15 protein-coding genes are annotated in these 14,739 nt (G+C 71.1%); 7 read left to right on the plus strand and 8 right to left on the minus strand.

Annotated features, from left to right (window positions below; genetic code table 11):
• Positions 1–53 precede the first annotated feature (53 nt).
• Positions 54–599, plus strand: coding sequence for a peptide deformylase (def, locus tag G3I71_RS21380; RefSeq protein ID WP_203730971.1), 546 nt, complete (start codon positions 54–56; stop codon positions 597–599).
• 93 nt (positions 600–692) lie between these two features.
• Here def and G3I71_RS21385 read toward each other — a convergent pair whose 3' ends face one another.
• Positions 693–1,337, minus strand: coding sequence for a TetR family transcriptional regulator (locus G3I71_RS21385; RefSeq protein WP_164316446.1), 645 nt, complete (start codon positions 1,335–1,337; stop codon positions 693–695).
• Between the two features lie 170 nt (positions 1,338–1,507).
• Here G3I71_RS21385 and G3I71_RS21390 point away from each other — a divergent pair, with 170 nt between their 5' ends.
• Positions 1,508–2,734 (plus strand): acyl-CoA dehydrogenase family protein, encoded by a 1,227-nt coding sequence (locus G3I71_RS21390; protein WP_164316447.1) that lies wholly within the window; start codon positions 1,508–1,510, stop codon positions 2,732–2,734.
• 127 nt (positions 2,735–2,861) lie between these two features.
• On the opposite strand, the gene G3I71_RS21395 is transcribed toward G3I71_RS21390, so the two are convergent.
• The 5 genes from G3I71_RS21395 to G3I71_RS21415 form a co-directional block, all read right to left on the minus strand.
• Positions 2,862–3,101, minus strand: coding sequence for a DUF6213 family protein (locus G3I71_RS21395; protein WP_164316448.1), 240 nt, complete (start codon positions 3,099–3,101; stop codon positions 2,862–2,864).
• Between the two features lie 25 nt (positions 3,102–3,126).
• Positions 3,127–4,521: an NADP-dependent succinic semialdehyde dehydrogenase gene (locus G3I71_RS21400; RefSeq protein WP_164316449.1), complete on the minus strand. Its 1,395-nt coding sequence runs from the start codon at positions 4,519–4,521 to the stop codon at positions 3,127–3,129.
• 86 nt (positions 4,522–4,607) lie between these two features.
• Entirely contained in the window at positions 4,608–5,099 is a 492-nt protein-coding gene (locus G3I71_RS21405) for an NUDIX domain-containing protein (protein WP_164316450.1), read from the minus strand.
• Positions 5,096–6,634 (minus strand): ATP-dependent DNA ligase, encoded by a 1,539-nt coding sequence (locus tag G3I71_RS21410; RefSeq protein WP_164316451.1) that lies wholly within the window; start codon positions 6,632–6,634, stop codon positions 5,096–5,098. Before G3I71_RS21410 ends, G3I71_RS21405 begins: the two co-directional genes overlap by 4 nt.
• A gap of 55 nt (positions 6,635–6,689) precedes the next feature.
• On the minus strand, positions 6,690–7,643 hold the full coding sequence (locus G3I71_RS21415; protein ID WP_164316452.1) for an NAD(P)/FAD-dependent oxidoreductase: 954 nt from the start codon (positions 7,641–7,643) through the stop codon (positions 6,690–6,692).
• Between the two features lie 77 nt (positions 7,644–7,720).
• Between G3I71_RS21415 and G3I71_RS21420 the strand changes: the two genes are divergently transcribed.
• The 5 genes from G3I71_RS21420 (at position 7,721) to G3I71_RS21440 (ending at position 12,862) form a co-directional block, all read left to right on the plus strand.
• Positions 7,721–8,362 carry a helix-turn-helix domain-containing protein gene (locus tag G3I71_RS21420; RefSeq protein WP_164316453.1) on the plus strand — a complete coding sequence of 214 codons (642 nt, stop codon included), beginning with the start codon at positions 7,721–7,723 and terminating at the stop codon, positions 8,360–8,362.
• A 129-nt stretch (positions 8,363–8,491) separates the two neighbouring features.
• Entirely contained in the window at positions 8,492–9,469 is a 978-nt protein-coding gene (locus tag G3I71_RS21425; protein WP_164316454.1) for an NADPH:quinone oxidoreductase family protein, read from the plus strand.
• A complete protein-coding gene (locus G3I71_RS21430) occupies positions 9,466–10,647 on the plus strand; it encodes an acyl-CoA dehydrogenase family protein (RefSeq protein ID WP_164316455.1) in 1,182 nt (393 codons plus the stop codon). Before G3I71_RS21425 ends, G3I71_RS21430 begins: the two co-directional genes overlap by 4 nt.
• Positions 10,644–11,762 (plus strand): acyl-CoA dehydrogenase family protein, encoded by a 1,119-nt coding sequence (locus tag G3I71_RS21435; protein WP_164316456.1) that lies wholly within the window; start codon positions 10,644–10,646, stop codon positions 11,760–11,762. Before G3I71_RS21430 ends, G3I71_RS21435 begins: the two co-directional genes overlap by 4 nt.
• Before the next feature lie 236 nt (positions 11,763–11,998).
• On the plus strand, positions 11,999–12,862 hold the full coding sequence (locus tag G3I71_RS21440; protein WP_164316457.1) for a phosphatidylinositol-specific phospholipase C/glycerophosphodiester phosphodiesterase family protein: 864 nt from the start codon (positions 11,999–12,001) through the stop codon (positions 12,860–12,862).
• 140 nt (positions 12,863–13,002) lie between these two features.
• Here the strand turns inward: G3I71_RS21440 and G3I71_RS21445 are convergent, their stop codons facing one another.
• Both G3I71_RS21445 and G3I71_RS21450 read right to left on the minus strand, forming a co-directional pair.
• The gene (locus tag G3I71_RS21445) at positions 13,003–14,238 is read right to left on the minus strand and encodes a phosphodiester glycosidase family protein (RefSeq protein WP_203730973.1); all 1,236 of its coding nucleotides are present in this window, start codon (positions 14,236–14,238) and stop codon (positions 13,003–13,005) included.
• Between the two features lie 87 nt (positions 14,239–14,325).
• A complete protein-coding gene (locus tag G3I71_RS21450) occupies positions 14,326–14,685 on the minus strand; it encodes a DUF779 domain-containing protein (protein WP_164316555.1) in 360 nt (119 codons plus the stop codon).
• Positions 14,686–14,739 lie beyond the last annotated feature (54 nt).

Consider the following 14,739-nt stretch of genomic DNA (forward strand, 5'->3'; position numbering starts at 1 on the left):
TCGCGGCACCACCACGGCGCCCGCGCGACATGGGTGACCGTACCCTTGCGGCCATGCGACCAGGCTCCATCCCGGGCACGAGAGGGCGCGTCCGCCCTCTGACACTGCTCGGCGACCCCGTTCTCCACACCCCCTGCGCGGAAGTGACACACTTCGACGCCGAACTCGCCGCGCTCGTCGAGGACATGTTCGCGACGATGTACGCGGCCCAGGGCGTGGGCCTCGCCGCGAACCAGATCGGCAGGGCCCTGAGGGTCTTCGTATACGACTGCCCGGACGACGAGGATGTCCGCCACGTGGGCCACGTGATCAACCCCCGCCTGGTCGAGGCGGACGGTTTGGTGATGCGGGGCCCCGAGGGCTGCCTGTCCCTCCCGGGCCTGGAAGCGGGCACGGAGCGGTACGACGAAGCGGTGGTCGAGGGCTTCACGGTGGCAGGGGAGCCGGTGAGGATCGAGGGCACGGGCTTCTTCGCCCGCTGCCTCCAGCACGAGTGCGACCACTTGGAAGGCCGGACGTACGTGGACCGCTTGACGGGCTGGCGCCACAAGAGGCTCATGCGACAAGCAACCCGAGCTTCGTGGAACGGGACGAGCTGACCGACCTTTTCAGGGGCGCGGGGCTGTGACATTCGCGGTTCCGCCGCGTGGGCGCGACCAGCACCCACCGGCCCGCACCCGAAACGTGACCCCTCAGAACCCCGGACCCCCCACGCGATCCCCGGCGGCAGCGAGCCGCCCCCACAGCAGGTCGGCCAGACTCCGCACCAACTCGGCCCGCGAACACGGCCGTTCACCCAGCCACCAGTCTCCCGCCGCATGCATCATCCCGACTATCCCGTGCCCCCACACCCGCGCCAGCTGCTGACTGCCGGGACCAAGATCCAGCCGATCCTCGATCACCTGGGCCAACTCCTCGCCCATCAGCCGCAGCAACGGCAGCGAGTGCTTCCTCACATCGAACCCGGGATCGCCGGGTGACACGCTGTCTCCGGGGTGCATCAGGAACCGGTACACCTGGGGCCGCGCCTCGATCGCCGCGAGGTAGGCGTCCAGCGTGGCCTCCACCCGCTCCCGCCGTTCCGCCGGAGCGTCCAGCGCGGCCCGCAGCGAGTTGAGCAGAGCGTCGGTGTGCCGCTTGGCCAGAGCGGCGTAGAGTCCGCCCTTGTCGCCGAAGTGCCGGTACAGAATCGGTTTGGTGATGCCCGCCTCGGCGGCGATGGCGTTCATCGAGGCGCCGGGGCCGTCACGCAGCACCACCCGGTCCGCGGCCTCCAGCAGCTCGCGCCGGCGGCGGTCGGCGGACCGCTGCTGATCGGTTGGCTGCGTGGTGTCCATGGTTTCTCCCCACCCGTGCTGATTTCGGTGACGCTTGCGCAAACTAGCACTGATCGGTCCATGCCCATCGAACGGGTTGCCGACCGGGGCCCGGGAGTTGACTTTTCCTACCGGCGGGTAACAGACTCCAGTTACCTTAGGTAACATGCTAGTGCAGCGATGGAGGGGTCATGGCCGAATTCACCATGGAGCTCAATGACGAACAGAAAGAGGTCCGTGACTGGCTCCACGGGTTCTCCGCCGATGTGATCCGTCCCGCCGCCGCCGAGTGGGACGAGCGCGAGGAGACGCCCTGGCCCGTCATCCAGGAGGCCGCGAAGATCGGCATCTACTCCCTGGACTTCTACGCCCAGCAGTACTTCGACCCCACCGGCCTCGGCATCCCGATGGCCATGGAGGAACTCTTCTGGGGTGACGCCGGCATCGCCCTCTCCATCGTCGGCACCGGCCTCGCCGCCGTGGGCGTCCTCGCCAACGGCACCGAGGAGCAGATCGGCACCTGGATCCCCCAGATGTACGGCGACGCCAATGATGTCAAGGTCGCCGCCTTCTGCTCCTCCGAGCCCGACGCCGGCTCCGACGTCGCCTCCATGCGCACCCGTGCCGTGTACGACGAGGCCAAGAACGAGTGGGTCCTCAACGGCACGAAGACCTGGGCGACCAACGGCGGCATCGCCAACGTCCACGTGGTCGTCGCCGTGGTCGACGCCGAACTGGGCTCCAAGGGTCACGCGTCCTTCATCGTCCCGCCGAACACACCGGGCCTGTCCCAGGGCCAGAAGTTCAAGAAGCACGGCATCCGCGCCTCGCACACCGCCGAGGTCGTCCTGGAGAACGTCCGCATCCCCGGCTCCTGCCTCCTCGGCGGCAAGCAGAAGCTCGACGAGCGCCTCGCCCGGGCCCGTGAGCGGGCGAAGTCCGGCGGTGAGCGGGTGAAGAACGCGGCGATGGCCACCTTCGAGGCGAGCCGTCCCGCCGTCGCCGCGATGGCGGTGGGCACCGCCCGCGCCGCGTACGAGGTCGCCCTCGACTACGCGAAGACCCGTGAGCAGTTCGGGCGCCCGATCATCGACAACCAGGGGGTCGCCTTCCAGCTCGCCGACATGCGTACGTCCATCGACGCGGCGCGACTGCTGACGTGGCGGGCGTCGTGGATGGCGATCAACGGGAAGCCGTTCACCGCGGCGGAGGGGTCGATGTCGAAGCTGTTCGCGAGCGAGACGGCGAAGAAGGTTACTGGGCAGGCGATTCAGATACTCGGGGGGAACGGGTACACGCGGGAGTATCCGGTGGAGCGGATGCACCGGGATGCGGCGATCTACACGATCTTCGAGGGTACGAGTGAGATCCAGCGGTTGGTGATTGCGCGGACTCTTTCGGGGATGCCGATTCGGTAGCGCGGTTGGGGTAGCCCGTCGGTGTTTCAGGTGCGGGGCGACTCAAGGGGCGCGGGGAACTGCGCGACCAGCCACAGCTGACCGGTGGACGGCACGAAACCCGCGCCCCCACGGCGCATCCCTCACCTCAGCCGGAGGCGCTCCCGCTGCTGTGGGCGATGCAGGCCACGTCGATGCGGTCGGCCAGTTTCGCCAGTTCGATGGTGAGGGCGGCCACGGTGTCCTCGTCGAGGTTGTCCTGGCCCGCCTCCACCAGATGCAGCCAGCGGCCGCCGACCGTGCGCAGCAGTTTGCTGACGTCGGAGGCGGCAACCTGCAACGTGCCGCGGCTGTCGACGATCAGAGGCAGAGTCACTTCGCGGTTCACAGGGGGGATCGTAGCCGCGGAACGCTCACGCTCCGTGCCATACCGTCGTGATGTTGCAGAACTCGCGGATTCCGTGCCCCGACAGCTCACGCCCGTACCCGGATCGCTTGACACCCCCGAACGGCAACGCCGGGTGGGACGCGGTCATCCCGTTGACGAACACCCCGCCCGCGTCCAGGTCCCGTACGAGACGGTCCACCTCGGCCTCGTCGCGGGTCCACACGTTCGAACTGAGGCCGAAAGGTGTGTCGTTGGCGATCGCCAAGGCCTCCTCCAGATCGGCCGCGCGGTACAGCGTCGCGACCGGGCCGAACGTCTCCTCCTGGTGAATGCGCATCTCGGGCGTGATGTCGGCGAGGACGGTCGGCGCGTAGTACCAGCCGTCGTCCGTGAGGCCCTCGGGGCGTTCGCCACCGCACAGAACAGTCGCGCCGCTCTCCACGGCCTCGTCGACCAGCGCCTCCAGATCCTCGCGCCCCTGCTCACTCGCGAGCGGCCCGACCTCCGTGTCCTCGGCCAGCGGATCGCCGACCTTCAGCGCCGCCATGGCGGTCGAGAAGCGTTCCGCGAACGCGTCGAAGACGTCCGTGTGCACGATGAACCGCTTGGCGGCGATGCACGACTGCCCGTTGTTCTGCACACGCGCTGTCACCGCGACCTGCGCGGCCCGTGCGACATCGGCGGACGGCAGGACGATGAACGGGTCGCTGCCGCCCAGCTCCAGCACCGTCCTCTTGATCTCGTCCCCGGCGACGGACGCCACCGCGCGCCCCGCCGGCTCGCTGCCGGTGAGCGTGGCCGCCCGCACCCGCGGGTCGCGCAGGATGTCCTCGACCGCGCCCGACCCGATCAGCAGCGTCTGGAAGCAGCCCTCGGGGTAACCCGCCCGACGGAACAGGTCCTCCAGGTAGAGGGCGGTCTGCGGCACGTTCGAGGCGTGCTTGAGCAGGCCGACGTTGCCCGCCATCAGTGCCGGCGCCGCGAAGCGGATCACCTGCCAGAGCGGGAAGTTCCACGGCATCACCGCGAGCACCGGGCCCAGCGGACGGTAACGGACCACCGCGCGAGAGGCGCCGGAGTCCTTGACGTCCGCCTCGGCGGGCTCCTCGTCGGCGAGGAGTTCCTCGGCGTGGTCGGCGTACCAGCGCATCGCCTTCGCGCACTTCGCGGCCTCCGCGCGCGCCTGCGTGACCGGCTTGCCCATCTCGAGCGTCATGGTGCGGGCGATGTCGTCCCGGTCCTCGTCCAGCAGGCCGGCGGCCCGGCTCAGCAGCCGCGCCCGCTCGGCGAAGCCGGTCGTGCGGTACGCGCGGAAGGCGGCCTCGGCGGCCCCGAGCCTGCGCTCGATCTCCTCGTCGTCCATGGCGTCGTACGTCTTGAGGGTCTCACCGTTCGCCGGGTTCACCGTCGCGATGGGCATGCCTTGCCTCCAGGTTGAGGGCCGTCCTTCGACCTTCCCGCGCGCCGATGGCCCCCGCAACGCGTACGCCGCCCGCCGACACGATCTCAAGGCTTCGAGTGCTCCGTCAGACGGTCCAGAAACCCGCCCTGCGCCGTCACGATCACAGCCCGGGCCTCATCGAGGCCGAACCACCGCACCCGGTCCAGCTCGGGAAACTCCCGCTCCTGCCCAGACCCCCGGGGCCACTCCATCCGGAACGTGCCCGGCACCACGGCCGCCGGATCGAGGTCCGCCTCGATCGCCCACGCCGTGACGACCTTCCCGCCGGCCTGCCGTACCTCGCCCAGCGGCACGGCCTCGCCGTCGGGCGGCGCCAGCCCCAGCTCCTCCCGGAACTCCCGGCGCGCCGCGTCCCAGGCCGTTTCCCCGTCCTCGTACTCACCCTTGGGAATCGTCCAGGCCCCGGCATCGCGCCGCGCGAAGAAGGGCCCGCCCATGTGCCCGAGCAGCACCTCCAGCTCGTGGCCGGACGCGGTCCGGCGGAACAGCAACAGTCCCGCGCTGCGCTTCCCCTTCGCCGCCGCAGCAGCCGTCACCGGGTCGCCTCCGGGCGCGCGGCCAGCAGGGTCTCTACGGTGTCGGCCTCGTCCGGGGACTTGTCCTCCCGGTAACGGACGACGCGGGCGAAGCGGAGGGTGACGCCGGCCGGGTAGCGGGTTGAGCGCTGGAGACCGTCGTAGGCGATCTCGACGACCAGCTCCGGCCGTACGGTCACCACCCAGCCGTCGTCCGACACGGCCAGCGCCTGGAGCCGCTCGGTCTGCCAGGTCAGCATCGCGTCCGTCATGCCCTTGAAGGTCTTGCCGAGCATCGCGAAGGAACCGTCGGGGTTGCGGGCCGAGAGGTGGAGGTTCGACAGCTTGCCGGTACGGCGTCCGTGGCCCCACTCGGCCGCCAGCACCACCAGGTCGAGGGTGTGTACGGGCTTGACCTTCAGCCAGGCCGCTCCGCGCCGGCCCGCGCTGTAGGGGGCGTCGAGGGCCTTGACCACGACGCCCTCGTGGCCGCGCGCGAGGGTGTCGGCGAGGAACTTCTCGGCGGCGGGGAGGTCGGCGGTGCCACCGGCCGGCAGGCGCCGCACCCGCATCGGCTCGGGGACCAGACGGGCCAGGGCGGCGTGCCGTTCGGCGAAGGGGAGGTCGAGGAGTTCGTGGCCGTCGACCGACAGCGCGTCGAAGAAGACGGGGGAGACCGGTGTCTCCCGGGCGGCCGTCTCCACGTCCACGCGGGAGCCGACGCGGCCGGCGGTCTCCTGGAACGAACGCGGGCGCCCGGCAGTGTCGAGGGCGATCACCTCGCCGTCCAGGATGAACCGCTCGCCTCTCAACGCCCTGGCGGCGGCGGTCAGTTCAGGCAGCCGGTCGGTGATGTCGTCGAGGGTGCGGGTGTAGAGCCGTACGTCGTCGCCGTCGCGGTGGACCTGGACCCGGATGCCGTCCAGCTTCTCCTCGACCACGCAGGCCCCGAGCTTCTCGACGGCCTCCGCCACCGAGGAGGCGCTGTGCGCGAGCATCGGCAGGACGGGTCGGCCGACGGTGAGCCGGAAGCGGGCGAGGGCCGCCGGTCCGTCGGCCAGCAGGGCCTGCGCGACGGGCTGGATCGCGCCCGCGAGCATCACCGCGCGCCGTACGTCCGCGGGCGGCGCGTCGGTGGCCGCCGCCAGGCCTTCCACGGCCACGGCGTCCAGGGCCCCCTGCCGTACCTCGCCTGTGATCAGTGCGAACAGGAACCGCTGCTCCTCCGCGGTGGCCGCCGCCAGCAACTCGCCCACCAGACGCCTGCGTTCGGACTGCGAACCGGCTCCGGTGACCGCGCCGATCGCGGTGAGCCGTGCGTCGGCGTCCCGTACGGTGAGGGACGGCCCGGCTGCGCCGGGGATTTGCTGGTCCAGCACCTTCCATCCGATGCCGAGCCGTCCCTGTGGCAGGCGTCCGGCGAGATACGGGATGACGATCGGCACGTCGTCGGCGGCGGTGTCCCGGAACAGTTCGGCGAGCAGCGCGATCTTGCGGGACCGGGCGGAGGTGGCGGCGACCTCCTGGGACACGTGGGCGAGCCGGGTCAGCAGCATGCAGCCATGGTGCAACGGGCGTGGCGGATGCACATCCGGGAAACAGGCCCTGTTCTCAGACGCCGGACCGGCCGACGGGGTCCACGTCGGAGAACACCAGGTCCGCCACGATCGCCGTGGCCGCGCGATAGCCGCCGCTCGCCGCGTGGACGACCTGTTCCGCGAAGCCGATCGCGTTGCCCGCCGCCCAGACGCCGGGCACGGTCGTCAGGCCCGTCGCGTCGACCCTCGGGTACGTCCCGAACGGGGTTTCCGTCAGGTCGGCGCCCAGGGTCTCGAAGAGGGCGTTGCGCGGAACGGCGCGCGGGGCGACGAACAGGATCTCGCGGGCATGGGCCGTGCCGTCCGTGAGTCGTACACCGGTGAGGCGGTCTTCGCCGGTCGTCAGGGACGCGACCTCGCCGGGGACCACCGCGACGCCCGCCGCAGCCAGCCTGCGCAGGTCCTCGTCGCCGAGTTCCGTCTCCGCGACGGTGTGCAGGAACAGCGTCACGTCCTTCGACCACCGGGCGACCAGCAGCGCCTGGTGCACGCTCGCAGGGGTCGAGGCCAGCACGCCGAACGCCCGGTCCCGTACCTCCCAGCCGTGGCAGAACGGGCAGTGGATCACGTCCCGCCCGAAGCGCTCGGCGACGCCCGGTACGGCGGGCAGTTCGTCCCGCAGCCCCGTGGCGATGACGAGCCGCCTGGCGTGCACCGTCCTGTCACCGCTCGCCAGCGTCACCGTGAAGTCCCCGCTCTTCGTGACGTCCACCGCCCGGTCCCGGACCAGTTCCACCCCGTACCGCGCGATCTCCTCGCGGCCCACCGCCAGGAACTCGGCCGGCGGCATGCCGTCGCGGGACAGATAGCCCTGCATGTGCGCGGCCGGTGCGTTGCGCGGCTCGCCCGCGTCGACGACCAGGGTGCGGCAGCGGGCCCGGCCGAGGACCAGCGCGGCGGACAGTCCGGCCGCACCGCCTCCGATGACGACGACCTCGTACATGTCGGTCCTGTGCTCTGCGGTCATGGTGACCACCTCCACCCCGACCGTCGCCCGTTCGCTGCCGTATTGACAAACCTCTTTGCCGAAACTGCAATAGCCGTATGGATGCCACAACCGACGCCACGACTGATGTCACAACCGATGTCACGACCGAGGACGACACCGACCACGTCCTCGCGGAGGTGGGACCCCGGCTGCGACGCATTCGCAAGGAGCGCGGCGCGACCCTCGCGGGGCTGTCCGCCACGACCGGCATCTCCGTCAGTACGTTGTCCCGGCTCGAGGCGGGGCTGCGGCGCCCGAGCCTGGAACTGCTGCTGCCCATCGCACGTGCGCATCGCGTGGCACTCGACGAGCTCGTCGGGGCCCCGCCCGTCGACGATCCCCGGGTGCGGGCCAAGCCGATCGTGCGGCACGGGCGGACGTATCTCCCGCTCACCCGGCAGCCGGGCGGACTCCAGGCGTTCAAGGTGATCCTGCCGGTGATCAGCGAGGAGCTCGAGCCCCGGACGCACGAGGGATACGAGTGGCTTTACGTGCTGTCGGGGCGGCTCCGGGTGGTGCTCGGGGAGCACGACGTGGTGCTCGGGCCGGGCGAGGCGGCCGAGTTCGACACCCGGGTGCCGCACTGGTTCGGGGCGGTGGGGGAGGGGCCCGCGGAGTTCCTCAGCCTGTTCGGGCCGCAGGGGGAGCGGATGCATGTGCGGGCGCGGCCCGCCCGCACGAAAGCGTCGCGATCGTGACGTGGACCGTGACGTACGCGACTGCCGCGGACCGGTTCTCGACAGTTCCCTGATCTGCAAGCGACCGCTTAGTATGCGATCGAGCCCGGTCAGCCGAACAAGACGAGCGCAGTCCCGTGGAGGCCCCCCATGCAGGCATGGCAAGTGCACCAGAACGGTGAGCCGGGCGAGGTGATGGTCCTCGGTGAGGTGGAGCGGCCGGTGCCCGCCGAGGGCCAGGTGCTGCTGAAGGTGCGTGCCGCGACGATCAACTTCCCGGACGTCCTGATGTGCCGTGGGGAGTACCAGGTCAGGCCGCCGCTGCCGTTCACTCCCGGGGTCGAGATCTGCGGCGAGACCGAGGACGGCCGCCGGGTGATCGGCAACCCCGTGCTGCCGTACGGCGGTTTCGCCGAGTACGTGCTGGCGGACCCCCGCGGGCTGTTCACGGCGCCCGAGTCGCTCGATGACGCCGAGGCAGCCTCCCTCCTCATCGGCTACCAGACGGGCTGGTTCGGACTGCACCGGCGAGCCGCCCTGGAAGCCGGCGAGACGCTCCTCGTGCACGCCGCCGCCGGCGGGGTCGGCAGCGCCGCCGTACAGCTCGGGAAGGCCGCCGGCGCCACCGTCATCGGCGTCGTCGGCGGGGCCGAGAAGGTGTCCGTGGCACGGGAGTTGGGCTGCGACGTCGTCATCGACCGGCGTACGGAGAACGTCGTCGGGGCCGTGAAGGAAGCCACCGGTGGGCGCGGGGTCGACGTGGTCTACGACCCCGTCGGCGGGGAGGCCTACACCCAGTCCACCAAGGTCGTCGCCTTCGAGGGACGCATCGTGGTCGTCGGGTTCGCGAGCGGGACCATTCCCAGCCCCGGGCTCAACCACGCCCTGGTGAAGAACTACTCGATCCTGGGCCTGCACTGGGGCCTGTACGCCACCAAGAACCCGAAGCTGGTCCAGCACTGCCACGAGCAGCTCACCGAGCTGGCCGCCCGGGGCGCGATCAAGCCGCTGGTGAGCGAGCGCGTGCCGCTGGGCGGGGCCTCGGCCGCCGTGCAGCGCGTCGCCGACGGTGTCACCACCGGCCGGGTCGCGGTGCTGCCCTCACTGGAGAACGGAGCCGCCGCATGACCGACGCAGCTGAACTCACCCGACTGACACGGGAGTTGCTGGCCGCACATCCGCCTGCCAGTACCGGCCGGCTCGACTTCCTCAAAGCCCGCTTCGACGCCGGGCTCGCCTGGGTGCACTACCCGGAAGGGCTGGGCGGGCTGGGCGCGCCGCGCACCCTCCAGGCCGTCGTGGACGCCGAGTTGGAGGCCGCCGGGGCTCCCGACAACGACCCCCGGCGCATCGGCATCGGTCTGGGAATGGCCGCGCCGACCATCCTCGGCTTCGGCACGGAGGAGCAGAAGCGGAAGTTCCTCAGGCCGTTGTGGGTGGGGGAGGAGGTCTGGTGCCAGCTCTTCAGCGAGCCGGGGGCCGGATCCGACCTGGCCGCGCTGGGGACACGGGCGGTTAGGTCCGGGGACGGCTGGATCATCAACGGGCAGAAGGTGTGGACGTCCAGCGCGCATCTCGCCCGCTGGGCCATCCTCATCGCGCGCACCGATCCGGACGTGCCCAAGCACAAGGGCATCACGTACTTCCTCTGCGACATGTCCGACCCCGGTGTCGAGGTCCGGCCGCTGCGGCAGATCACCGGCGAGGCCGAGTTCAACGAGGTGTTCCTGACCGACGTCCGCATCCCGGACGCCCATCGCCTCGGCGAGGTGGGCGACGGCTGGCGGGTCGCGCAGACCACGCTGAACAACGAGCGCGTGGCCATTGGTGGTATGCGCATCCCGCGCGAGGGCGGCATGATCGGGCCCGTCGCCAAGTCGTGGCGTGAACGCCCCGAACTGCGCACCCATGATCTGCACCAGCGGCTGCTGAAGCTGTGGGTGGAGGCCGAGGTCGCCCGGCTGACAGGGGAGCGGACACGCCAGCAGCTGGTCGCGGGCCAGCCCGGCCCGGAGGGTGCCGGCCTGAAGCTCTCCTTCGCCCGACTCAACCAGGAGATCAGCAGCCTGGAGGTCGAACTCCTCGGCGAGGAAGGCCTGTTGTACGAGGACTGGACCATGCGCCGGCCCGAACTGGTGGACTTCGTCGGGCGTGACGCCGGCTACCGCTACCTCCGCTCCAAGGGCAACAGCATCGAGGGCGGGACCAGCGAGGTCCTGCTGAACATCGTCGCCGAACGTGTCCTGGGCCTGCCCAGCGAACCGCGGACCGACAAGGACGTCGCCTGGAAGGACCTCGCCCGATGAGCACGCCGAGCACCGCGAGCACCGAGCCCGACCTGCTGTACTCGGAGGAGGAAGAGGCGCTGCGCGCCGCCGTCCGGGACCTGCTCACCGACCACTGCGATCCGGCCGGCGTGATCACCCGCATGGAGACGGACGTCCCGCACGACCTCTCCCTGTGGAAGTCCCTCGCCGAAGGCATGGGCCTGGCCGGTCTCCTGGTGCCGGAGGATCAGGGCGGCCAGGGTGCCTCGCACCGCGAAGTCGCTGTTGTGCTGGAGGAGTTGGGGCGCGCCGTCGCACCCGTCCCCTACCTCACAAGTGCCGTCGTCGCCACCGAGGCGCTGCTGGCCGGGACGGGCGACGCGGCGGGCGAGCTGCTCACCGCACTGGCCTCCGGCCGGACGGTCGGCGCCCTCGCCGTCGCGCTGAACGTGGCTCCCGGCGGCGCCTACAAGGTCGTCCTGCACGAAGGCGGCCTGCTGCACGGCGAGTTGACCGGCATCGCGGACGCGACGTCCGCCGACGTCCTGCTGGTTCCGGCCGACGACGGCGGGCTGTACGCGGTGTCCACCGACGCGGACGCCGTCACCGTCACCCCGCAGGTCTCCCTGGACCTCACCCGGCCGGTCGCCACGGTCACCTTCGACGGAGCCTCGGCCCGGCTGCTGGGCGACGCCGAACCCGCCGTACGACGTGCGCTGCGGGCCGGGGCCGGACTGCTCGCCTCCGAGCAACTCGGGCTCGCGGAATGGGCGTTGACCGAGACCGTGCGCTATCTGAAGGACCGCAAGCAGTTCAACCGGCCCGTCGGCGGCTTCCAGGCCGTCAAGCACCGGCTGGCCCAGCTCTGGCTGGAGGTCGTCGGCCTGCGCGCGGCTGCCCGGAGCGCGGCGGACGCCCTCGCCACCGGCAGCGCGGACTCCGGCATCGCGGTCGCCGTCGCCCAGTCCTACGCGGCTCCCGTGGCCGTCCGGGCCGCCGAGGAGGCACTCCAGCTGCACGGCGGCATCGGTATGACCTGGGAGCACCCGACCCACCTGTGCCTCAAGCGCGCCAAGGCCGACTCGATCGCCTACGGCACGTCCGGCGTCCACCGCGCCGCCCTCGCCGAACTGGTCGACCTGCGCACCCCCTGACGTACCCGCCGTACGGCGGAAGCCCGCTCCTCTGTATGAGGGGCGGGCTTCTTCGTGTGCGCGGCGCGGACGACATGAACACACAGCGGTACCAGTGAACGCACAGCGGCAAGTCGGCCAACTCCCTTGTCGGGCTGTGCTGCTGGGCGGTGTACGGCCCGCATACTCGCGGGAGCGTCGTTCCTCGGTCAGCTCCAGAGTCAGCCCCACATGAACTCCAGCCAGGGAGGCAGCGCATGGCCCTCACCACCCGTCGCAGAGCCCTCACCGCCTTCGGCGCCGCCCTCGCGGGCACCGTCGTCCTGCCTGCCGCGCGCGCCCTCGCGGGTGAACCGACGTACGGGCCAAGTCCGTTGTGGCGCGCCCACGCCCACAACGACTTCGAGCATCCCCGCCCGCTCCTCGACGCCCTCGACCACCGCTTCGGCAGCGTCGAGGCCGACATCTACCTCGTCGGCGACCAGCTCCTCGTCGCCCACGACCCCGCGGATCTCGACCCGGCCCGTACCCTCGAATCGCTCTACCTCGACACCCTCGCCGCACGCGTGAGGGCCAACCACGGCTCCGTGTACCGGGGTTACCGTCGGCCGCTCCAGCTCCTCATCGACATCAAGACCGAGGGCTCGTCGACGTATCTCGAACTCGACCGCCATCTCCGGCGCTATCGGGGCCTGTTCACCACGTACGCCCACGGCCGTGTCCACCCCGGGCCGGTCACCGCCGTGATCTCCGGCGACCGGGCCGCCCGGGTGCCCATGGAGGCGCAGAGCGTACGGCGGGCCTTCTACGACGGGCGCCTCGCCGACCTCGGCACCTCGGCACCGGCCTCCTTCGTGCCGCTGATCTCCGACAACTGGACGCTCAACTTCACCTGGCCGGGCGTCGGTCCGTTCCCGGACGCCGAGCGCGCCCGGCTGAACGGCATCATGTCGGCGGCCCACGCCCGCGGACAGCAGGTGCGTTTCTGGGCCACGCCCGATGTGGCCGGCCCCGCCCGGGACGCGCTGTGGGGCGAGCTCCTCGCCGCAGGCGTCGACTACCTCAACACGGACGATCTCGCGGGGCTCGAAGCGTTCCTCGACGCCCACGGGACGCCCTGACACTCGCGAGACACCACACGTGCGGCCGACAGTCGCGAAGTGCGCGTGGCGGAGGAGGTTCGCGCTGGCCATTTCTCAAGGAGGCAGCCTGAAGCTGCCACCGGGACAGCAGACAGCGTGGGCAGTGTGCGAACGTGGCGTCAGGTGATCGAGAAGACCCCGATGCCGTTCGGTACGGCTCGTTCGGCGCCGCCGGTCGGATGGTTGCGGACGGTGACCTTGCTCGCTCCCGGTGCTCTGGCGACGAGGGTCGTGGAGCCGCCGCCGTCCAGGTTGAAGGCGTCGACCGAACCCAACTTCCGCATGGTGGCGGCGACTTCGGCGACCGTCAGTCCGCTCCGGTACTTCGGCTCACCGTCCACCGCGAGTAGCAGCAGCTTGCGCCCGCCGTTCGCGATGCCCGCCGCGGTGCGCACGGCGGCGGTGTTGTTGTCGAGGCCCGTCAGCGGCCGGCCGCCCCTCAGTACCGGGTAGCCGCCGAGGGCGAAGCGGTACGGGATACGGCTCGTCGCAGCCACGAGACGGCTCTTGACCGTGACCGACGCACCGACGGACAGTTTCCGCAGTTGCCCCGCGCCGGCCTCCCGGCCCACCAGGACCGTGGTGTTGGCGGCGATGGCACCGCCGCCGGGGGAGTTCGCCGCCCGGACGACCTTGCCGCGCCGCACCGTCACCTCGTACGTGTCCGTACTGCACGGCGCTGCCCGGTCGGTGTCCGTGCCGCACACCGCCCGCGCCCGGGAGACGCTGCCCCAGGCCGGGGTGAACGCGCCGATGGAACCCACCGGCAGCGCGTACTGGTTGAGCCCGCCGAGCGTGAACCGTCCCGCGGGTGTGCCGACGCTGCCCGACAGGGCGAGGTTGTCCAGCCGGGCCCTTCTGTCGGTGCCCACGCCGAGGACGGCCCTGGTGGTGACGCCGGGCGGCATCGAAGGGCCGAAGCGCTGACCGTTCGGCACCGCCGACTTGAGCACCACACCGCTCGCGATCGCCGGGCCCACCGACGCGCCCGTTGCCGCGACCCCGGGATGCTGGACCTCACTGATGTTGAAGAAGTCGCCGTTGACGGCCGCGACGGCGCCCTTGGCGTCTGCCAGCCTGGAGACGGCGGCCCGCGCCGCCACCGCCCCCGCGTAGAGAAGGTTGACCCGTACCCGTGCGTTGCCGAGGTCGACGCTCAGCAGGTGGGCGTGGGTCACCCCTTTGGCCGCCACGATGTCGAACTGCGCGTAGCGCACGCCCGGCGCGACCTGAGTGGCTCTCGGCGCGCCGCTGGCCGGTGCCGCCCCTGTCAGGGCCGCGCCGGCCAGCGCTGCGAGTACCGCGACAGCCGAGACTGCCGCTCTGCCCGTTCTGAACCGTCCGCTTGCACGCATCCGGACCCCCTGATGTCCCGTCAACTGTGGCAGGGCGCAGGGGGAGCACACCAGACGACGATGAGCCGCGTGGGGGCGCGCGGGAGGCTAGGTGTTGACGACCCGGGAGCGGATCAGGAAGCGCACTCCTTCGGGCGCCTCCAGCGAGAAACCGCTGCCCCGGCCCGGTACGACGTCCACGATCAGCCGGGTGTGGGACCACACCTCGTACTGGCTGCGGGACATCCAGAACGTCACCGGTTCGGGGACACCTTCGACCACCAGTTCGGCGAGCAGTATGTCCGAGCCGCCGGTCCGGAACTCGCCCGCCGGGAAGCACATGGGCGCGCTGCCGTCGCAGCAGCCGCCGGACTGGTGGAACATCAGCGGGCCGTGCATCGCGTGCAGTCGCCGCAGCAGTCCGGCGGCGGCCGGGGTCAGTTCGACGCGCGGGTCCTTCTCGGGCATCTCCACCGTCCCAGTGGACCGCGCGGGACGTTGCGAGAGGGTTGCGGGCCCGCC

This window comes from Streptomyces sp. SID12501 (assembly GCF_010550245.1).
Lineage (GTDB): Bacteria > Actinomycetota > Actinomycetes > Streptomycetales > Streptomycetaceae > Streptomyces.